The organism is Deinococcus hopiensis KR-140 (assembly GCF_900176165.1).
Taxonomy (GTDB): domain Bacteria; phylum Deinococcota; class Deinococci; order Deinococcales; family Deinococcaceae; genus Deinococcus; species Deinococcus hopiensis.
The window spans coordinates 2494260-2513361 of the sequence record NZ_FWWU01000009.1 but is presented as its reverse complement, the minus strand read 5'-3'; the positions used below and the strand labels follow the sequence as shown (position 1 = coordinate 2513361).

The following is a 19102-nucleotide window of genomic DNA, read 5'->3' as shown; positions in this document are numbered from 1 at the left end:
TCTCCCTCCAGAGTCCTGAAAAGTTTACCAACGCCTCATTTACGGATACATCACACCTGGCGAACGAGGCGGGCCCGTGAGGTAGGGAACAGGACGCTGCGGCGCAGAGACTTCTCATGAGATACAGTCCACTCCAGACGGAACTCTTAGGGTCCGTACATACTTTAAAGACTCTTAAGGGCAGAATCCAGCGTTGTTGCACGGTCTGTCGGTATAACGCGGAAGGCCGCTCCCTTTGGAGCCCTGTGGGTGGGCCAGAAGCACGTTGGGGAAGCGGCAGATCCCCGTTACGGCGAGAGGGGGCGCAGGTCCAGCCCAAACGCCCGCACCGTCCCGCCGGAGGTCACGGTCACCACGTCTGGCCCAATCAATCCAACCCGGCCCGGTTCGTGGGGTACGTCCGCCACCACGCGCCCCGCCGCGTCCAAGCGCTGCAGGGCCGTTCCCGTCAGGCGGTAGGTACCGGAGAGCGCTGTGACCTGGGGCAGGGTGGTCGAGCGTACACCGCCTGGCGTCTCTTCGAGGCGCGGGCCCGCCCGCGTCTCCAGGATCTGCCCGTCTTCCACTCGGCGCAGCGCACCTGCCAGCAGGACGTAATCCTGCCCGTTTCCCCCGGTCAGCGCAGCGGCGGGAGCTCCCGCCACCCCCTGCGCCGCCGCGCCGCTGTAGGTCACGGCGCTGCCGTCCTCGCGGTAGGCGCGCGTGGCGGAGAGGGCCACCACCCGTCCGGCCGCCACCGTCCTCGCCGCCCGGTCCAGCGTGATCAGGAGCCCCACGTTTGGCAAGGCGGTCCAGGCGTCCCCGCCGTTCCAGGCCACCCCCACCGCCCGGCCCGGCAACTTTGGGCACACGGGGCGGTAGGACGGAACGCGGGCCACGCACGCCTGCCCCCCCTCGACCCAGGCCACCCCTTCCGGGGAGAAGGCCGCCTCAAGGGTTGACGCGGCGACCACCGGCGCGGAAGTCGCTGTGGCGCTTTCCACACGGGCCGGGCCCGGCGCGCAGGCCGCGAGCAGGAACGGGCCGAGAACCACAGGGAGGGCACAACGTTGCATCCTCCCTATTGTCCCGGAGGGGCAGCTGAGGGGCGTGAGGGACGAGGCGCAGCGCTGGCCGCGCTCCCCGCCCCGGGCTGTTTGCAGGGCGGACCTGGCTTCGTGGAATGGGGCGCTAAGTTCCCACCGCTGACCGCTTCTCCAGCAGCGACGCCACCACCGTGTCCAGCCCCACGCCCTCCTGGGCCCGTTGTTCCGGCGTCCACGAGATGCCCCGGCTGGCTTTGACGAGCACCACGTCTCCGTCACGCACCTCCGCAAGCAGGTCTGCAAGCAGGTCCGGCACCGTGGCGTACGCCCGTTCCCCGAGTTCGGGGGCGAAGGCCCCGACCCCGTAGGTCAGGTCTGCTTGCGCACGCGCCTGCGTCCCCACCTCCGCGTGGAGTTCACGCTCGGCCTCGCCCAGTTCCAGCATCCGGCCCAGCACGCTGATGCGGCGTCCTGGAAAACCGGAGAGGGCGTCCAGCGCCGCCTTCACGGCCAATGGCGAGGCGTTGTAGGCGTCGTCGATCACCGTGAAGCGCCCCGGATGGACCCGGTACCGGCCGCCCGGCACCTGCACCTGACCCAGACGCGCCGCCGCCTCGTCCAGGGGCACCCGGGCCTCCAGCGCGAGGGTCAGGGCCAGCACCGCCGCTTCCGCCTGCACGTGCGAGGCGTGCGGGAGCGTGACGTGGATGCCGCTGAAGGTGAAGGTGGCGCGCTCGGGCGTGAGGTCCAACCCCTGTCCCGCGAAGGTGACGCCCTCTCCAAAGCCGTAGGTGTCCACCCCGGGATAGAAGGGGGCGGCCTGCGCCCCCACCAGGCCACGGCTCCCCAGCAGGATTCCGCCCTTTTCTCGCGCCACGCCCTCCACGCTGCCGAGCTGTTCCAGGTGCGCCTCGCCCACGCTGGTGACGACGCCGACGTCGGGCCGCACCAGGCCTACCAGTTCGGCCATCTCGCCTGCCCGGTCGATGCCCATTTCCACGACGAGGGGAGCGCCGCTGCGCCCGAATTCGATCAGAAAGCAGGCGATGGCGGGCAGGGTGTTGTACACCGGCATGAAGTGGGCTTTCAGAGCTGCCGCCGCGTAGCTCTTGGCGGTCGTCTTGCCCACGCTGCCCGTGATGCCCACGACCAGGGAACTGTTCGCCCGCTCATGCCGCGCCCAGGCGAACAGCGCTTCACGCGCGCCAGTGCCCTCGTGGCGGGGCACCCGCACCGCCCGTTCCACGTCCAGATCGGTGAGCACGAAGGGCGCGCCCGCCGCGAGCGCCGCTTCCACGAAGCGGTTGCCGTGCATCTTTTCGCCGGGCAGCGCCACAAAAGCCACATCGGGCCCCGCCTCACGCGAATCCCAGGTCAGGCGGGTGGCGGGGCGGGCCTCCGGATGAACGGTGGCGGGAAAGGGCAGGGAGCCGTGGGGGTCGAGCATGGGGGGAAGGTAGCAGAAGGCAAAAGGCAGAGGGCTTTTCCTCCCCCTCTGCCTTTTGCCATGTGCGGACGCAGCCCCTACACTTCGCCCCGCGCGAACGCTGCCATCACGTTCGGGGCTGCCGCGTCGAAGCCCACCACGTCAAGCATGTCGCTGCGGTGGGGGTCCGCGATGGTAAAGCCCGTCGCCGTAAGGCCCACCACGATTAGGCGCGACTCTATCCCCATCTTCTGGCGGTACGCGTCCAGCGCCACCGTGGGGTGGACCTGACCCGCCCAGGTTTCGTTATCGGTGTAGACCACAGAAGGTGTCCACCTGCACGCGCGCCGAAGCGGCCCAGAGCATAGGCTGGGCACAGTCGGTCGCGCCGAAGGAAGCGGCCTGGGCTTTGCGCATCGCGCCGCCGAGCGTGTCCTTCGGGGTGATGCCCAGAGGGCGGAACTGGTCCGCAAAGCCCATCGTCAGCGCCTCCGGCTCGGTGCGCAGGGCCACCACGCCCATGGCCGCGGCGGCCATGTTGGGCGTCAGGCTGGGCGTGCTCGCCACCGTACCCCAGGTCATGCTGCCCGACACATCGAGCGCGAGCAGGTGACGCGTGCCCGCCGGACGCACACTGCCGAAGGCGGCGTAAAAGGCGTCTTCCAGCGCGTCCACCACCTTCGCACAGGTACCCACTCGCCCGTGCCCTTCACGCCGTGCCCTTGGCTGTACACCAGGCGGGCTTTCAGCGCGTCCAGCGGGTGGATGCGGCCCCGCTTCAGGGCGGCCGGGTCGGTCAGGCGCTCCACCACGGCTTTCGTCACCTGACGGTCATTCACGCTCAGCACGCCCACGCGTCCCAGGTTGCCGAGGTTGCGCAGCAGCCAGTTCAGGCCGTGCGTGTTCATCGCGGCCCGGTAGACCTCAGGACCGGGCACGTGGGTGGGCACTGCCTCGGTGGGCAGGCCGTATTCGCGCATCAGTCCCGCCGCCTCCAGGTCGCCGCCTGCCTTCAGCGCGAGCAGGTGGCCCTCGATTACGTGCAGGGCGGTGTCCGTCGCCCCTTCCAGAGCGGAATTGTCCAGCGTGCCGCTCGCCATGAACTTCAGCACCGCGTTGCGCGTGACGTCGTCTGTCTTCGGGTGGGCGAGGCGCAGGGCGTCGCGCTGGGTCCAGCCGTCGCGGGCCTTGTACTTCACGGCCCATACGGCAAGGCGGTCTACGGGCAGGGTCTCGTACACCTTCGCTACACCCCGGCGGGTCAGGCGACCCCAGCCACCCAGCGCGTCCGCGAACGCGAGGAAGTGCAGCATCGTGCCCGTGCGCGCCACCTCAGGCAGCGCACTTCACGCGGCCTGACGGTGGGCCACGTCCGGCGCGGTCTTGGCGATCAGCGCGAGGACCAGCAAGGCCGGGTCCGTCTTCGGCGTACGGCCGCGCACCACCTCCAGCGTTACCCGCAGCGCCGTGGCTGCGTCCCGCTGCACGAGTTCCCGCACAAAATCTGTCGCCTGCAGGGTCTGCGCCCGCTCACCCGCATAGAACGTACCGCTCTCGGTGCCCAGCACCAGAAAGCGGGTCAGGCGGCCCTCGTTCGAGAGGGCATACGCGAATCCGCCCGCGTTGTTTGGAACTTGACGCGAGTTCAGACGTTCGGTCTGCTTTCGGTTCTTGGGGTTCACGGCGTTCAGGAGGTTCTTCATGGGGAATCGGCCCTCCTTTCAAGGGAGTGAATCGCGAGCGGCGCTGGGTTCGTCAGCGGCGGCAGGGCATGGGGCATGCCGTGCGGTGAAACGGGCAGACTTGAACCTGCGGCCTCCCGGTTCGTAGCCGGGCGCTCTATCCAACTGGGCTACCGTTTCATGCACAAAAAAGGGGGGAGGGGGAACGGACGGGACTCGAACCCGTGATCTCTCGGTCCGTAGTCGATCAGCCTGAACCTTCGGCCCGTCCGCTGGGGAGGGCGAGGGGGGGGTGGTCAGGCCAAGCGCTCTGGCCGCTGAGCTACCGTTCCCATGAGGGGTGAGGGCGAAAGGGAGGGGAGCGGGTGGGACCCGAACCCTGCCGCTCCCACGGGAGAGGGGAAAGGGGAGGGGAATGGGCGGGACTCGAACCCGCATATGGACCGTGGAGGGATAACCTTCCTGCCTCGGCCCACCGCACGGGCGGGCAAGGGGTGCGGAAAGGCGTTTTTCCTGTCCTGCCGTTAGACGACCATTCCCACAACTTGAGGGTGTGGCGGGGCGGGACTCAAACCCGCGGCCCATTGATCCAGGTAACCGTGCGCTGGTGGCCTGAAACCGGGCAAGAGGACACGCGCAGACGCCCTTCCGGGAAGTCAATAAATCAATTGCGCTACCGGCTGAGCTACCCGCCGCAGATATACCCGAATGCCGGGTGAAAAATGAACAAAGGATGGGTGTCTGGAGTCGAACCACGGTTCACCGATCACCCTCGGATTTCGGCGGTGGCCGCCGGGCAAGGAACGCCGAGGGGTTGAAACACCCACCGCAAAGGTATTGCTTTGCCCACAGGAGCTGGAGCAGGCTGGTCGAAGTCGCACCGCCATCTCTCCGCTGGTTGCGGAGCGTCTTGCTGCTAGACGAAACCTGCACGTACGGGTTAAGGCTGTGCGGCGCTACGCTCCTCACAGCCCGGCCCCCGAGGGCGTGAAGAAAGGCCAGACAAGGAACGGCGCTGGGATTGAGCGCTCCCGAAAAGGGAAGAACCCAGCGCCATTGGCCCAGCGCAGAAACGCGCTGGGTCACGCGTTCACCTGCTCAGAAGTGTAGAGGCCCCTGGAGGCGGACGCATGGGCCATGTGGCGGAGACGGTGCCTAACGAATGTTCCGTACGGGTGCGCCGAGACGCAGCGTTTATAGTGATGCGACCAAACTGTTTGTAGCCCTACATATTCTCATCCGCGTCAGATGTCTTCCCTCAAGGGGAACAGGTTTCACTTTTCTGCGAGGTGGTGGCTGAAAGGATGTGGGGGAATACGGTAAGAGTCCGGAGAGAAGGACGGGGGCATGATGGCGGGTGCGGCCTGCCCCGACTGCCCCGGGTCTCTGCCTCTGGCCTCTTTGCAAGCGGGTGATCTGGTACGAAACCATGACGCGACTTCCAAGCCCCGAATTTCCCGCCCGCTCGGCCCTACCGGGGTTTGAGCTGCTGAGCCGTGTGGCAGGCCCTTCGCCCGAACCGACCCTGCTGCTCGGTGCGCGGGGCAACGTCCTGTTTGCCAACGCGGCCGTAACGGCGGTGACGGGCCACGCGCCGGGAGCCCTGGTGGGAAGGGCGGCGGGCGAGTTCACGCACGGACAAGACTGGCCTGGCCTGGTTTCCGCCTTCCGCGGGGTGCAGCCGGGACAGACCCAGCCGCTTCCAGCCTTTCGGGTTCGGCGTGCAGACGGCCCGTGGCGGTGGGTCACGGGCCGCCTGACCCACCTGCTGGACGATCCGGGCGTCGGGGCGCTCCTGCTTGCCCTCACTCCCGTTCCCGGTCCCTGGGACGATGGCGAGGCCGTGCTGGGGCAACTCGCCGAACTGCTGGCCGGAACGCAGGGCGTCGAGGAGATGGTGTCCGCCATGCTGACCACCGGCCTGCAGCGGCTGGGAGCGGTGGCGGGCGTCGTCCGCCTGCTGGACGCGCAGGGAGACGGTCTGCAACTGGTCCGCCGCAGCGGTGTCCTGGGAGGGCAGGAGGGCGGCTCGCCCGGCGAGGACGCAGGCGGGGATCAGGTGTGGAGAACGGGGGAGGCCACCTTTCGTTGTGGGTGGGCCGCTGTGCCCCTGTTGCTGGGCGGGGTGCCCAGGGGACGCTTGGAGCTGACGTTCGGAGCAGACCAGGCCTTTGGCCCGCAGGATCGTGCGTTTCTTCAGCGGACGGCCACCCTGTACGCGGCCTCGCTGGAACGTGGCCTGCTGCACGACGAGCTGCAGCGCCAGCAGGCCTGGCTGAGCGCCATCGGGCGCAACAGTTCGGACATTGTGACCGTACTCGACGGCCAGGCGGTCATCCGCTATGAGAGCGGCTCCATTCAGCGGATTCTGGGGTATTCGTCGGACGAGCTGCTGGGCCAGCACGTCTTTGAGCTGATTCATCCGGGCGACCACGGGGGAGTCAGCCAGGCCTTGGCGAAACTGGTGGCGGGGGCCAGCACCATCTCGGCCACCTTGCGGTTCCGGCACCGGGACGGTCACTGGGTCTGGCTGGAGAGCCTGGGCTCGGTCTTCGCGCATCCCCAGTATGGTCCCAGCGTGCTGGTCAATTCCCGGGACGTGACGGTGCGTCAGGAGGCCCAGGCGGCCCGAGAAGAGTTCGTGGGGGCCCTCGAACTCAGTGGGCGCAACTTCCGGCGGCTGGCGGACCACGCGACGGACATGGTCTGCCAGTACACCCTGGAGGGTGACGTCGAATACGTCTCGCCCTCCGCGTCGGACCTGCTGGGGTACAGCGCGGAGGAACTCCTGGGCCCCTACCCCCTGCGCTTCGTGTACGAAGAGGATCTGGACATGTTTCGGGGTGGCTTCGAGCAACTGTGCGACCCGGAGGCACAAACCCAACGGCTGGAGTACCGCCTGCGCCGCAAGGACGGATCGCCCGTGTGGGTAGAGACCACCTTCCGGTCCATCCTCGATCCCGCAAGCGGGCAGGTCACGGCCTGGATCAGCGCGTCCCGCGACATCGAGGCGCGCAAGCAGGCCGAGTTGCAACTCAAGGCGCAGCTCGAACGGTACCACCACCTGCTGGAATTCAACGTGTCGCTCGAACAGCTGCGTCATCCGCTGGACCTGACGCGCGAGGCCCTGAACCGTTGTCTGGCCCTTACCGAATACGACTCGGCCTACGCCTTCGACTGCCGGGGGGACGAGATTCTGCTGAGCCTGCTGGGTGGGGAGGCCCCGTCCCTGTCGCTGGCACAGATTGAAGCCAACCGCACCTTGCCCTTTGCCCACCGGGTTCAGCGGGCGCTGGAACGTTCCGAGGCCTATTTCAGCGTACCGGGTGAGGCGGGGCCCGGCCTATGGGCCTCCTTTTGCGTTCTGCCCATCACGCAGCAGGGCACGCTGACCGGCATCCTGACCTTTGGTGCCGACCGCCCGGTGCAGCCCAGCGCCCAGACCCAGCAGCTGCTCCGGAGCGTCGCTGCGCGCCTCGGGCATGCGCTTGAACGGCACGAACACCTGCAACTGCTGGGAACCTCCCGGGAAGAGACGCTCCGGGCGCTGGGACTGGCGCTGGAGTACCGCGACTACGAGACCAAGGGCCACACCGACCGCGTGGTGGCCCTCAGCGAGCGCCTGGGCCAGACCCTCGGCCTCGCTGCTCCCGAACTCGACGCCCTGCGCTGGGGGGCTTTCCTGCACGACACCGGCAAGGTTGCCATTCCCGACGAAATTCTGCTCAAGCCGGGCAGGCTCACCCCCGAGGAGTGGGCCGTGATCCGCCGTCATCCGACCATCGGCTTCGAGATGCTGCACCACATTCCCTCGTTGCCCCCCGCCACCCTCGACATCGTGCTTTACCACCAGGAGCGCTGGAACGGCAGCGGGTATCCGGCGGGACTGGCGGGCGAGGCCATTCCGCTGGTGGCCCGGGTCTTCGCGGTGGTGGACGTTTACGACGCCCTCACCAGCGAGCGGCCCTACAAGCCAGCCTGGTCCCACGAGGCGGCGGCCGAGCAGCTGCGGCGTGAGGCGGGAAGCCTGCTCGACCGGGACGTCGTGGAGGCCTTCCTGAGCCTCTTCAGAGCGGAAGGCGTGCTGAGCGGAGAGGGTGAGACGGGGGAGACGGCGCTGCCGGGGACGAACGGGGCCCGGGGCGTTGTGTGATCCTTGAAAGTCCGGGTTTTCTAGACTGAGCCTTGCTCGAACAGCTCGGGCCTTTGCCGGTTGTCCACGGCCCGCCGCCCGCCAGCGCTGAGATCAGGCCGCGTCCCCCAAAGGAAAACCGCACACCTCCTAGGAGTCTCCATGCTCTTGAGTCCTCAGCGTTCGACCTTCCTCCGAACCCTGGCCATCGCCGTTGCCGGGTTGTGCCTGCCCCTGCTGTGGCCCGGGGTGCTGGCAAATCTGTTTCGTACCGCTCCCTTCGTGGCCGAGCGTCACGACGCGGGTTGGCCGGCCGCACTGGTCACCCTGCGCGTGGGCTCGGACCTCCTGATTGGCCTCTCCTACGCCGCCATTTCCAGCGTCCTGAGCTACGTCGTCTACCGCAACCGCGCGGCCCTGCCCTTCGACTGGGTGGTGCTGGCCTTCGGGCTGTTCATCGTCGCTTGCGGAGTGACCCACCTGACGCACGTCCTGGTGCGTTACATCCCGGTGTTCTGGTTCGACGGCTATATCCGGGCACTGACCGCCACCGTTTCGGTGGCGACCGCCCTGGCGCTGCCGCCCCTGGTTCCCCGAATCTCAGCGCTGCTCAACGCCGAGCGGACGCTGCGTGAGCATCAGGTGCGGTTGGAACAGATCAACGTGGCCATGACGGCGGCGGTGACCCGCGCCGAATTTCTGGCGGGGCTGAGCGACGCCCTGCAGGCGGCCCATGACCCCCGTGAAGTGGCGGAGCTGGCCTTGGCCCAACTGGGCCCGGTGCTGGAGGTGGACGAAATCGTAGCGGCGCAGGTTGAAGGCGGGCGGGCCAGACTCTGGAGTTCGTGGGGCCGGGTGCACCCCGCTACGCTGGCGATGCTGTCGGGTGAGGGCTCCCCGCTGGAGCGCACGCCCATGTTGCGCCGGGCGGTGGAAAGCGGGCAGGCGCAGTACACCCAGCAGTATGGCCAGGGGGCCGGTGACCTGTCTCTCGAGGGCCTCCCCTTCGCGGCGGCATTGGAACCGATCCTGGAGGCGGGAGGGCGGGTGGTGGGAACCCTCGGCTTCACGCGTGCGCCCGGAAAGCCCTGGCAGCCGGGTGAGCTGGAACTGGCCCGCCGCGCGGCCGCCACCATCGGCCTCGCGCTGGAACGTACCCGGAACGCCCAGGCCCTGCGGGAGAGCGAGGCCCGGTTGAACGAGGCGATGCGGCATGCTCCGCTGGGCGAGCTGATGGTTGGGGCCGCTGGGCGTCTGGAGCGGATTAATCCTGCTGCCAGCCGCATCCTGGGGATTGAGGCATCGGGGGTGCTGGGTCTGCCCCTCGGCGAGGTGCTGGGGCCAGTGGAATGGAACGCCGGGGAGAGTGCCGATGGAGAGCAGCCCTATGTCCGCCCGGACGGCACAGCGCTTTGGTTGCAGATTCATACCTCGGTCGTCCGTGACAGAGAAGGACACCTGCAACAGCTGATCCTGCAACTTCAGGACATGACCGAGAGGCGCCGGGCCCACCTGGAGCTGAAGCAGCTTTCGGCGCAATTGGAACGCAGCAACCGTGAGTTGCAGGAGTTCGCCTCGGTGGCCTCGCACGACCTTCAGGAACCGGTGCGTAAGGTTCTGGCCTTCGGCAGCCGCCTGCAGGGCTTGGACGGGGAGCGGCTCAGCGAGGGAGGCCGTCAGTCGCTGGAACGCATGCTGGCGGCAGCGGAGCGGATGCAGCGCCTGATTCAGGACCTGCTGTCCCTCTCGCGGGTGTCCACGCGTGGGCAAAACTTCCAGCTGGTGCCGCTGGACAAGCTGCTGGCTCAGGTGACCGAGGACCTGGAAGACCAGGTGGCCCGCACAGGCGGCCGGATAGAACACGCGCCCCTGCCCACGGTGTCGGCAGATCCCACCCAGCTGCGGCAGCTGCTGCAAAACCTGGTGGGCAACGCCCTGAAATACCACCGCGAGGGTGTGGCGCCCCGCGTGCAGGTCACGCCGGTCGCGTCCGCCCCGGGCACGGTGCGCCTGCTCGTGCGCGACAACGGGATTGGCTTCGCGCCCGAGCACGCCGAGCGGATCTTTCAGCCGTTTCAGCGCCTGCATGGACGGGGCCAGTACGAGGGTACCGGAATCGGGCTGGCGATCTGCCGCCGGATTGTGGAACGGCACGGCGGTACCCTCACGGCCACGGGCGTGGAGGGCAAGGGCAGCACTTTTGAGCTGACCCTGCCGCTTACCCCCGTCCGTTCCGAGGAGGGGACAGCGTGAGGCCATTCACCCCTCCACGGGTTCTGCTCCCCCGCTCCACCGAGGTGAACCGTCATGTCTTTGTTTGACCCTGGGCTTTCTCCATTGCAAGACCCCCTCGACTTCCAGGCCCTGGCCGAGGTGATGCCCCAGATCGTCTGGACGGCGGACCCTGACGGCGGGCTGGACTATTACAACGGTCCGTGGTTTGAGTACACCGGGCTGACCCTGGAGGAGACCCAGGGCTGGGGGTGGGCCCCGGTCCTGCACCCCGACGACCTGCAGCTCTGCCTGGACCGCTGGCAGCATGCCGTCGAGACGGGGAAGGCGTATGAGATCGAGTACCGGTTTCTCCGTGCCGCCGACAACACCTACCGCTGGCATCTGGGCCGGGCCCGTCCCCTGCGGAACGGAAACGGGAACATCATCAAGTGGATTGGCACCTGCACGGACATTCACGATCAGAAGCGCGCCCTCTCGGAGAGTGCCGAGCGCGAACAGCGTTTTCGCTCGCTGGTCGCCAACGTGCCGGGCGTGGTGTACCGCTGCGCATGCGACGCCGACTGGACCATGGTGTTTATTTCCGAGCGCGTCGAGGAACTGACCGGTTACCCCGCCCAGGACTTCATGGCTCCCGGCGGGCGGACCTTCGCGGGCATCATCCACCCCGACGACGTGGAGCGCGTGGAAGAAGAGGTGAACCGCGCCGTCCAGGCGGGGCAGAACTACGAGCTGGAATACCGCCTGCAGCACCGCTCGGGCGACGTCCGCTGGGTGTACGAGCGGGGCGGCACCGCCGGATTCGCCGCCGAGGGCGTACCGTGGCTGGACGGCGTGATGGTGGACATCACCGCCCGTAAAGGGGCCGAGCAGGAGCGGCAGGCCCTGCTGGAGCAGGTGCAGGCCGAACGGACCCTGCTGCAGGAGGTGCTGCAGCAGATGCCCAACGCCGTGTGGCTGGCCGAGGTGCCCTCGGGCCGTCTGCTGCTGGGCAACGAGGGTATTCGCCAGCTGTGGGGGCACGCTTTCTTGCCTGCCGCCGAGATCGACGGGTATGTGGAATACCATGGTTTTTATCCGGACGGGCGTCCTGTTAAGCCGCATGAGTGGCCGCTGGCCCGGGCCATCGAGACGGGCGAAGTCGTCACGGAGGAGGAAATCGACGTGCTGCGCCCCGACGGCACCCTGCGCCGCGCGTCATTCTCGGCCGCGCCGATTCGCGGGCCAGATGGGCGCTGCGTGGCGGCGGTAGTGACGGGCACCGACATCAGCGAACGCAAACGCGCCGAGCAGGCCATCCGTGATCTGAACAACGACCTGGAACGTCGGGTCGAACGCCGCACCCGGGCCCTGGCCGAGAGCGAGGCGGCCCTGCGGACGTTCGCCCGGCAGCTGGAGCTCAGCAACCGTGAGTTGCAGGACTTTGCCTACGTGGCCTCCCACGATCTTCAGGAGCCGCTGCGCAAGGTCCAGGCATTTGCCGACCGGCTCAAGTCCCGCTACGCGCCCGCGCTGGGCGACGAGGGCCGGGATTACCTGGAGCGCATGCAGTCGGCAGCGGCGCGGATGCAGCTGCTGATCAACGATCTGCTGACACTCTCTCGGGTGACCACCCGGGCGCAGCCCTTCGTGCCGGTGGACCTGCAGGAGATCACGCGGGGGGTGCTGTCGGATCTGGAAGTGCAGATTGAGCGCCAGGGGGCCGAGGTACGGGTGGGAGCGCTGCCCGTCGTCGCTGGAGACCCCACGCAACTCGGGCAGATGCTGCAGAACATGATCGGTAACGCGCTGAAGTTCCGCCGCGAGGGGGTGCTGCCCGTGATCGAGGTGGGGGCCGAGGTGGACGGGGAGACCTGCCGGATCGCGGTGAAGGACAATGGGCTGGGCTTCGACGAGAAGTACCTCGACCGTATTTTTACGCCGTTTCAGCGCCTGCATGGCCGCAGCGCCTATGAGGGCACGGGCATGGGACTGACGATCTGCCGCAAAATTGCGGAGCGGCACGGGGGGAGCGTGACCGCCCGTAGTCTGCCTGGAGAAGGGTCGACCTTTGTGGTCAGCCTGCCCCTGAACCCCCCACCATCCGGAGGAACGATCCCATGACCATCCCACCCGAGGACCCCCGTCACCAGCGCGCTGCCCAGTCGCGTCAGCCCATCACCATCCTGATGGCCGACGACGACGAGGACGACCGCATGTTTGCGGAAGACGCGCTGGTGGAAAGCCGGGTCCTGAACAACTTTCGCTGCGTGGAAGACGGTGAGGAACTGATGGATTACCTCAAGCGGCGCGGCAAGTACGCGGCGCCCGGCAGCGCGCCGAGGCCGGGGCTGATCTTGCTCGACCTGAACATGCCGCGCAAGGATGGCCGCGAGGCGCTGGCCGAGATCAAGAGTGATCCCCGGTTGCGTTCCATTCCGGTGATTGTCCTGACGACCTCCAGCGCCCAGGAGGACATCATCCGGAGCTACGACCTGGGTGTGAACTCGTTTGTCAGCAAACCCGTGACCTTCGCCGGCCTCGTGGACGTGATGCGGGACTTGGGCCGTTACTGGATCGAGATCGTGCAGTTGCCGGACACCGGGCAGGAGGACTGACGCATGGCCGCTCCGGAGCTGCGCGTCCTGATCGTCGACGACGACGAGGACGACTTTATCCTGACGGGCGACCTGCTGCGGCGCATCCAGGGCTGGACCTGCCGTGTGGGGTGGGCCGACAGCGCTGACGCAGCGGCCCAGGAAATACAGACGGACGTGCACGACGTGTACCTGGTGGATTACCGCCTGGGAGCCCAGAGCGGTCTGGACGTGCTGGAGCAGCTTCGGGCTTCGGGATGCCCGGCCCCGGCGATTTTGCTGACTGGGCTCGACGACCGTGAGGTGGACCTGGCGGCCATGCGGCTCGGGGCCTCCGATTACCTGGTCAAGAGTGAACTCAGCACCACCGTGCTGGAGCGCTCGCTGCGCTACGCCCTGGAACGCGCGCGGCTGCTGCGTGAGGTCGAGCAGGCCCGGCAGGAGGCCGAGACGCTCTTTACGCTCTCGACCACCCTGGAGCAGTCGGGCAGCGCCGAGGACGCGATGCACGACGCTTCGGCCCTGCTGGCGGGGGCCGTGGGGATCGACACTTCGCTGCTATGGGAAATTCGGGAGGACCAGGCATTTTTGCTGCACCAGTACGGGCCGTGTGACGACGAATTCTCGGAATACCGCCGGGTGGGTTTGCCCTTCTCTTTGGCGCTGTTCTGGCAGGCGGTGCGGGGGAAGCGCCCCCTGTATATCGAAGACGTCCCCGGCAACCCCGATGTTCTTCCGGTCTACAAACAGTGTGGGGTTCGTAGCCTGGCGCACCTGCCGCTGGAGGTCAACGGCAAGGGATACGTCCTGTCGGCCCTGCGGCGGATGCGCGGCGCCTGGACGGACCACGAGCGCCGATTGCTGGAGGCGGGGGGACGCAGCATCGGCGTGGCCCTGGAGCGCCGCCACAGCATTGAGCTGCTCGCGGCCGCCGCCCTGACCGACGGCCTGACGGGCCTGGGCAACCGCCGCGCATTCGACGAGGCGCTCGACGCGGCGCTCAACAGCGCCTCGCGCCACAAGTACCCCGTGAGCGTGGTGTCCTTTGACCTCGACGGGCTCAAGGCCGTCAACGACCACGAGGGCCACGCGCGCGGCGACGAATTCCTGCAGACTTTTGCCGCCAGGATGCGCGCCGGGCTGCGCCGGGAAGACCAGTTCTACCGCTTTGGCGGCGACGAATTCGCGGCGATCCTGAGCCACACCGGCCCCTCCGGCTTCGGGGCCGTGCTGCGCCGGGTCCGGGTAGCGGTGGACGAGGTGCGGGCGGCTGGTTTTCCGCAAGGAGACGTCAGCGCGGGCATCGCCGCCTTTCCCGAGGAGGCCCAGACGGTGGGCGAACTGCTGCGCCTGAGCGACGAGCGCATGTACCGGGAAAAGCTGGAGCACCGGGCGGGGCGGGGGTAACCGTTTCGTCCCCCGCCCCGCCCGGTGCCGCTTGAACGTGTTATTCCAGCGTCACGAGGTAATCGTACAGGTCCGGCCCACCGGGGTGCGCCTCCACCTCGGCCTCGGGGAAAGCGTCACCGATCTGTTCACTCAACGCTTCCAGGTCTTCCGGGGTCTTTTGCGGGCCGCCGAACACCGTGATGATCTCCTGGGCGCTGTAGGCCCCGCGCAACATCTCCAGCACGCTCTCTTCCGGCGTGCCGCCCGCCTGCACCAACTCGTCGTCGCGCAGGCCAATCACGTCGCCTTCCGAGATATCGAGCGTCACGCCTTCCTTGGTCGTGATGTTCGTCGTGCGGCTCGCCCGCGTGACTTCCAGGGTGGTCACGTTCGCGGCGGCTTGCTCCATCGCGGCTTTCAGTTCCTCCGCGTCCCCGTCCGCCTGAAAGGCGAGGGCAGCGCCCATGCCCTGGCCCAGCGTGCGGGTGGGCACCACCACGGCGCGGCCCTCCATCAGTTCCATCGCCTTCTCGGCGGCCATCAGCACGTTCTTGTTGTTGGGTAAGATCAAGACCTTCTCGGCGCTGACCGATCTGACTGCGTCCACGATGTCCTGTACCGAGGGGTTGGCTGTCTGTCCACCGGAGACGATGCGCGCCCCCAGCGAGCGGAACAGCTTGACCAGTCCGTACCCGCTCGCCACCGCCACCAGGCCCGAGGGCGGCACCTCCTCCTCGGCCCGTGCCGCGGCGCCCGCCATGCCCAGAATCTCGGTGTGCTGCTCGGACATGTCCTCGACTTTGGTTTTCAGCATCCGTCCGTAGCGGCCCACAGTCGCCAGCAACGCATCAGGCTCGTTGGTGTGAATGTGACCCTTGACGTAGCCCTCCGCGCCCACCACAAGCAGGCTGTCGCCGAACGGCGTCACCAGTTCGCGGATCTCCTCAATAGGCTTGGTGGCCTCGCTCATGAGGAACTCGGTGCAGTAGCCGAACTCCTCGTTCTCAAACTGCTGCTGGGCATAGGAGGTGATCTCGGGCGCTTCGGGCAGCGCGTCGCCCCGCAGCGCGGCGAGCATTCCCTGCACGAGGTACAGGTAACCCTGCCCGCCTGAGTCGATCACGCCCGCCTGCTTGAGCGCTGGGAGCATGTCGGGCGTCTGGTCCAGCAGCCTTTGGCCTTCAAAGAGGGCCTGTTCCAGCACAGCGTCTACCGTCTCGCGTTCGCGGGGGCCATTCGCGCCGTCCGCCACACCCCGCGCGACGGTGAGAATGGTGCCCTCCACCGGCTTCATTACCGCGCCGTAGCCGGTTTTCTGGGCGGCGCGAAAGGCGGCGGCGAGCGTGTCCGCGTCCACTGCCGCGACGTTCCGCACCGCTTCGGCAAAGCCCTTGAGGAGTTGCGACAGGATCACGCCGCTGTTGCCGCGTGCACCCAGCAGGGCCCCGTAGCTGATGGCCCGCGCCACCGAGGGCATGCTGCGCTCGTCGCAGGTGTCGAGTTCGCGCCGTACCGACTGCATGGTGAGGTGCATGTTGGTCCCGGTGTCGCCGTCGGGAACGGGATACACGTTGAGCGCATTGACCTGCTCGCGGTACACGCCCAGCCAGTCCGTCGCCACGCGCAGCATGCGGGCGAGATCGGCGGGTTTGAGGGTGCTCATGTGTTCAGGCACGTTGCACCCCCACGGCATGCACGCGGGTGGCCTTCAGTTCAGTTCCGGCCTGCGTCTTCACAGTGTGTTCCACCCGGTCCTTGATGTTGCGGGCAACGGTGGGAATGCTGACCCCGTAGGCCACCACCACGTACAGGTCGGCCGCGTAGCCGCCCTCTTCGCGCGTGACCACGACGCCCTCGCGGGCATTGGCGCGGCCCAGCACGCGTGACAGCCCCTCTTTCAGGTTCGCGGGGGCCATCCCCACGACGCCCGGAATCTCGTGGGCGGTCAGCCCTATAAGCGAGGCGAGCGCCGCCTCGGTGATCACAATGGAGCCAGTCACAGTAAGGCGAAGTATACCCGGCGGGCCGAGGGGACAGAATTGGGGATGCCTGACGAAGCTTCGCGCGGACTGTTGCGCGAAGCGCTGCCGCTGTCGGCGCCAAACGCGCCACTGCTGAACCGGGGCGGGCGGCGGTGCGGAGACGGGCGGCCGCCCTATGCGCGAGCGGCCCGGGGGCAAGCGCTGACAGCCCAGACCGTACAGGATAAGCTCGCGGTTACGCAGTGGCGCGTGGAGCCGTTCCCTGGACTCTGACGGCACCTGGCCGGCTGGCCTTCTCCAGCCGTGATCTACTGCGGCCTATGCAACTCACCACGGTGCTCGACACCCCGGGGCTGACCCTCACGTTCCTGAAGGAGGACCAGCCGGGCCTGCCCCCGCAAGTGGTCCGGGACCTCAAACCCGGGCGGGTGCGCCTCCTTGCGCGCGGCATGGAAGGTGACATCGCTGTGGCGCTGCCTCCAGCCCACGCAGCTGAGGCGCGCGAGCTCGGCCAGGCGCTCGTCAAACTCGCCACCGATCTCGAAGTTCACAGCGTTCAGGTGGAGGCCACCGAATACGCGGCGGCGTTGGCCCTGTCGCTGATTGTCAGCGGCCACCGCGACGCGCGCTACCGCTCGGAAGCTCGGCCCGGCCCCAGCGCCTTTTCGGTGGAGGGCCTGCACGGAGCCGATTTCGCGCGGGTGGAAGCGCTGGCGGGAGGTATCCGCTTTGCCCGCGAACTGGTGAACGCCCCCGCCAACGAACTCAACCCCGCCACCCTGGCCCGGCAGGCCCGCACGCTGGAGGCGCTGGACGCCGACGTGGACGTGTGGGACAGCGCAGAGATCGAGGCGCGCGGGATGGGCCTGCTCGCGGCGGTGGCCGCGGGCAGCGTGACGGGTCCCCGGTTGATTCGCGTGACCCTGCCCGCCCGGGGCGAAGTGCGGTACGTCCTGGCGTTGGTGGGCAAGGGCGTGACCTTCGACACGGGAGGCTATTCCATCAAGCCCGCCGCCGGAATGACCACCATGAAGGGCGATATGGGCGGGGCCGCCGCGGTGCTGGGAGCCATGCGGGCGCTGGCTGAGGCCCGTAATCTGATCCCGGAGGGGGTGGAGGTGCGCGCCTACGTGCCCACCGCCGAGAACATGGTGGGGCCGAACGCCATGCGCCCCGGCGACATCTACCGCGCCGCCAACGGCAAGACCGTGGAGGTGGTGAACACCGACGCCGAGGGCCGCCTGATCCTGGCGGACGCCCTGACCATGGCCTGCGACGAGGGCGCCACCGAGGTGGTGGACGTGGCAACGCTCACGGGCGCAAAGGTGGTGGCGCTCGGCAGCGATGTGGCAGCCCTCTACAGCACCTCTCCCGAACTCGCCGCCCGCTTGAAGGCTGGAGCCGAGGCGTCCGGCGAGTTTATGTGGGAGATGCCGCTGCACGTCCCGTACCTCAAGGCCTTTCAGAAGGAGACGCTGGCGGACCTGCGCAACTCGGACATGGTTCCGGCGGGCGGCAGCATCAAGGCGGCGCTCTTCCTGCGTGAATTTGTGACCCGGCCCTGGGCGCACCTCGATATCGCCGGAAACGCGATGGAGGGCAACCACGGCACTGGCTGGGGCGTGGGGACGCTGGTGGAGTACGTGCTGGGCCGGGGCTGATACCCGCTGTCTTCGGCAGTGCGGAAACCGCCCGGAGGTGGACGGGCAGGTTGACCCTCTCCGCTGGAAAGACGCGTAGAGCTGCGGGGCAGACTTGCAAAGCCCTGTAGGATGGGGGCCTGGCCCAGGGAGGGGGTGACGCGGGAAGCGGGCGAGGGAGAAGCCTCCCCATCCCTTTCATTCCTCGGCCGGTGGCGAACGGTTAAAGGTTCAGTGGCCTCGTGCGTTTGTCATTGTGCCATGAAGCCAGTCGGCGGGCGAGGGTGCCGTCTGGAGTTGCGAGAATGGTGGTGGCAGAGGGAGGACAGACCCGGCGAGACGTCGCCCGGTTGTACCGAGGGCGCGCCGAAACCGCTGATAAGGATCTGGAAAGGCAGCGCCTTGGAGCGCTGCATGGGGTTGGCCGGCCTTCTTAACGTCCTCCACGTGCCGCACCCCTGCACGAACAGCGGCTGTTGAAACAACTCGGAGCGCATCGGGACGCGGCGTTGGTCGAGCATGCTCGAAGAAGCGACGAGACTGAAGGACAGCTTCAGCGCATTTGTCAAAAAGAGAATTTTTTTTGACCCAGCCCAGCAAGCGAAGTTAAATGCGCATTTGGAGGAATGTAGCCGGGAGGAGTGCCCTTCCACACGCGGCATAATTCGGACAAATGCTCTAAAGTGTGGACCGGGTGTTCCGCAAGCACCACATCACCCGTAAAAAAACGCTGGCCGCGTGCGAACGAATTGAAGAGCGGAGAGAGCCGTTTCTCCATGACTCGGCGCCGGATGTCACGCGTGCAGAACAAGCCGGTCTTCCTGAACGGGCGTGGTCTTCACACGGCAATGACGTGGGGGTACGCACCTGCTCACCGTTCTGAGTGAGCCCAGGGCCATATTTCCGGGAATCACGGACGCAGCCAGACGTGGATCTGCGCACTACAACGAACGGGACCCATGGTCCCGTTCGCCTTGACCGGGGCGGTCCACGGTCCAGCATGCGAATGGGACGTCCG

Annotated in this window: 16 protein-coding genes and 4 tRNA genes; 8 read left to right on the top strand and 12 right to left on the bottom strand. The window is 67.5% G+C overall.

Going from position 1 to position 19102, the window contains the following annotated elements; all coding sequences use genetic code 11:
• Positions 1-287 precede the first annotated feature (287 nt).
• The 10 genes from B9A95_RS25555 to B9A95_RS34170 form a co-directional block, all read right to left on the bottom strand.
• Positions 288-1055: a hypothetical protein gene (locus B9A95_RS25555; protein WP_084049831.1), complete on the bottom strand. Its 768-nt coding sequence runs from the start codon at positions 1053-1055 to the stop codon at positions 288-290.
• Positions 1056-1170: 115 nt separating this feature from the next.
• Positions 1171-2472, bottom strand: coding sequence for a UDP-N-acetylmuramoyl-tripeptide--D-alanyl-D-alanine ligase (gene murF, locus B9A95_RS25550; protein WP_084049830.1), 1302 nt, complete (start codon positions 2470-2472; stop codon positions 1171-1173).
• Between the two features lie 77 nt (positions 2473-2549).
• Positions 2550-2774: a hypothetical protein gene (locus B9A95_RS35770; protein WP_245808487.1), complete on the bottom strand. Its 225-nt coding sequence runs from the start codon at positions 2772-2774 to the stop codon at positions 2550-2552.
• Complete coding sequence (locus B9A95_RS35765) at positions 2758-3033, bottom strand: hypothetical protein (RefSeq protein ID WP_245808486.1); 276 nt, start codon at positions 3031-3033, stop codon at positions 2758-2760. The genes B9A95_RS35770 and B9A95_RS35765 overlap by 17 nt, the downstream gene beginning before the upstream one ends.
• On the bottom strand, positions 3030-3782 hold the full coding sequence (locus B9A95_RS35760; RefSeq protein WP_245808485.1) for a TROVE domain-containing protein: 753 nt from the start codon (positions 3780-3782) through the stop codon (positions 3030-3032). The genes B9A95_RS35765 and B9A95_RS35760 overlap by 4 nt, the downstream gene beginning before the upstream one ends.
• 15 nt (positions 3783-3797) lie before the next feature.
• A complete protein-coding gene (locus B9A95_RS35755; RefSeq protein WP_245808484.1) occupies positions 3798-4154 on the bottom strand; it encodes a hypothetical protein in 357 nt (118 codons plus the stop codon).
• Between the two features lie 86 nt (positions 4155-4240).
• Positions 4241-4313 (bottom strand) — tRNA-Arg (locus tag B9A95_RS25540).
• Positions 4314-4334: 21 nt separating this feature from the next.
• Positions 4335-4465, bottom strand: a tRNA-OTHER gene (locus B9A95_RS34180).
• A gap of 79 nt (positions 4466-4544) precedes the next feature.
• Positions 4545-4672 (bottom strand) — tRNA-OTHER (locus B9A95_RS34175).
• A gap of 14 nt (positions 4673-4686) precedes the next feature.
• Positions 4687-4828, bottom strand: a tRNA-OTHER gene (locus B9A95_RS34170).
• A 734-nt stretch (positions 4829-5562) separates the two neighbouring features.
• On the opposite strand from B9A95_RS34170, the gene B9A95_RS25535 reads away from it, so the two are divergent.
• The 5 genes from B9A95_RS25535 to B9A95_RS25515 all read left to right on the top strand — a co-directional run bounded on the left by B9A95_RS25535 (position 5563) and on the right by B9A95_RS25515 (position 14480).
• Positions 5563-8286 (top strand): PAS domain S-box protein, encoded by a 2724-nt coding sequence (locus B9A95_RS25535; RefSeq protein WP_084050977.1) that lies wholly within the window; start codon positions 5563-5565, stop codon positions 8284-8286.
• Between the two features lie 141 nt (positions 8287-8427).
• Positions 8428-10518 (top strand): sensor histidine kinase, encoded by a 2091-nt coding sequence (locus B9A95_RS25530; RefSeq protein WP_084049829.1) that lies wholly within the window; start codon positions 8428-8430, stop codon positions 10516-10518.
• A 54-nt stretch (positions 10519-10572) separates the two neighbouring features.
• The gene (locus B9A95_RS25525; protein WP_084049828.1) at positions 10573-12600 is read left to right on the top strand and encodes a PAS domain-containing sensor histidine kinase; all 2028 of its coding nucleotides are present in this window, start codon (positions 10573-10575) and stop codon (positions 12598-12600) included.
• The gene (locus B9A95_RS25520) at positions 12597-13094 is read left to right on the top strand and encodes a response regulator (protein ID WP_084049827.1); all 498 of its coding nucleotides are present in this window, start codon (positions 12597-12599) and stop codon (positions 13092-13094) included. Before B9A95_RS25525 ends, B9A95_RS25520 begins: the two co-directional genes overlap by 4 nt.
• 3 nt (positions 13095-13097) lie before the next feature.
• Entirely contained in the window at positions 13098-14480 is a 1383-nt protein-coding gene (locus B9A95_RS25515) for a diguanylate cyclase domain-containing protein (protein ID WP_084049826.1), read from the top strand.
• A gap of 40 nt (positions 14481-14520) precedes the next feature.
• Here the strand turns inward: B9A95_RS25515 and B9A95_RS25510 are convergent, their stop codons facing one another.
• Both B9A95_RS25510 and B9A95_RS25505 read right to left on the bottom strand, forming a co-directional pair.
• Complete coding sequence (locus B9A95_RS25510; RefSeq protein WP_084050976.1) at positions 14521-16092, bottom strand: DAK2 domain-containing protein; 1572 nt, start codon at positions 16090-16092, stop codon at positions 14521-14523.
• Positions 16093-16129: 37 nt separating this feature from the next.
• Positions 16130-16462, bottom strand: coding sequence for an Asp23/Gls24 family envelope stress response protein (locus tag B9A95_RS25505; protein WP_084049825.1), 333 nt, complete (start codon positions 16460-16462; stop codon positions 16130-16132).
• A 45-nt stretch (positions 16463-16507) separates the two neighbouring features.
• Here B9A95_RS25505 and B9A95_RS25500 point away from each other — a divergent pair, with 45 nt between their 5' ends.
• From B9A95_RS25500 to B9A95_RS32715, 3 genes are all read left to right on the top strand, one after another.
• On the top strand, positions 16508-16717 hold the full coding sequence (locus B9A95_RS25500) for a hypothetical protein (protein WP_084049824.1): 210 nt from the start codon (positions 16508-16510) through the stop codon (positions 16715-16717).
• Positions 16718-16764: 47 nt separating this feature from the next.
• Positions 16765-18105: a M17 family metallopeptidase gene (locus B9A95_RS25495; RefSeq protein ID WP_084049823.1), complete on the top strand. Its 1341-nt coding sequence runs from the start codon at positions 16765-16767 to the stop codon at positions 18103-18105.
• A gap of 664 nt (positions 18106-18769) precedes the next feature.
• Positions 18770-18967 carry a hypothetical protein gene (locus tag B9A95_RS32715; RefSeq protein WP_139806987.1) on the top strand — a complete coding sequence of 66 codons (198 nt, stop codon included), beginning with the start codon at positions 18770-18772 and terminating at the stop codon, positions 18965-18967.
• Positions 18968-19102 lie beyond the last annotated feature (135 nt).

Bases quoted from the DNA above. Each gene is read 5' to 3' on its own strand.
- B9A95_RS25555 (WP_084049831.1), bottom strand. From the start codon at position 1,055: ATGCAACGTTGTGCCCTCCCTGTGGTTCTCGGCCCGTTCCTGCTCGCG.
- murF (WP_084049830.1), bottom strand. From the start codon at position 2,472: ATGCTCGACCCCCACGGCTCCCTGCCCTTTCCCGCCACCGTTCATCCG.
- B9A95_RS35765 (WP_245808486.1), bottom strand. From the start codon at position 3,033: ATGACCTGGGGTACGGTGGCGAGCACGCCCAGCCTGACGCCCAACATG.
- B9A95_RS35755 (WP_245808484.1), bottom strand. From the start codon at position 4,154: ATGAAGAACCTCCTGAACGCCGTGAACCCCAAGAACCGAAAGCAGACC.
- B9A95_RS25535 (WP_084050977.1), top strand. From the start codon at position 5,563: ATGACGCGACTTCCAAGCCCCGAATTTCCCGCCCGCTCGGCCCTACCG.
- B9A95_RS25530 (WP_084049829.1), top strand. From the start codon at position 8,428: ATGCTCTTGAGTCCTCAGCGTTCGACCTTCCTCCGAACCCTGGCCATC.
- B9A95_RS25525 (WP_084049828.1), top strand. From the start codon at position 10,573: ATGTCTTTGTTTGACCCTGGGCTTTCTCCATTGCAAGACCCCCTCGAC.
- B9A95_RS25520 (WP_084049827.1), top strand. From the start codon at position 12,597: ATGACCATCCCACCCGAGGACCCCCGTCACCAGCGCGCTGCCCAGTCG.
- B9A95_RS25515 (WP_084049826.1), top strand. From the start codon at position 13,098: ATGGCCGCTCCGGAGCTGCGCGTCCTGATCGTCGACGACGACGAGGAC.
- B9A95_RS25510 (WP_084050976.1), bottom strand. From the start codon at position 16,092: ATGCTGCGCGTGGCGACGGACTGGCTGGGCGTGTACCGCGAGCAGGTC.
- B9A95_RS25500 (WP_084049824.1), top strand. From the start codon at position 16,508: ATGCCTGACGAAGCTTCGCGCGGACTGTTGCGCGAAGCGCTGCCGCTG.
- B9A95_RS25495 (WP_084049823.1), top strand. From the start codon at position 16,765: ATGCAACTCACCACGGTGCTCGACACCCCGGGGCTGACCCTCACGTTC.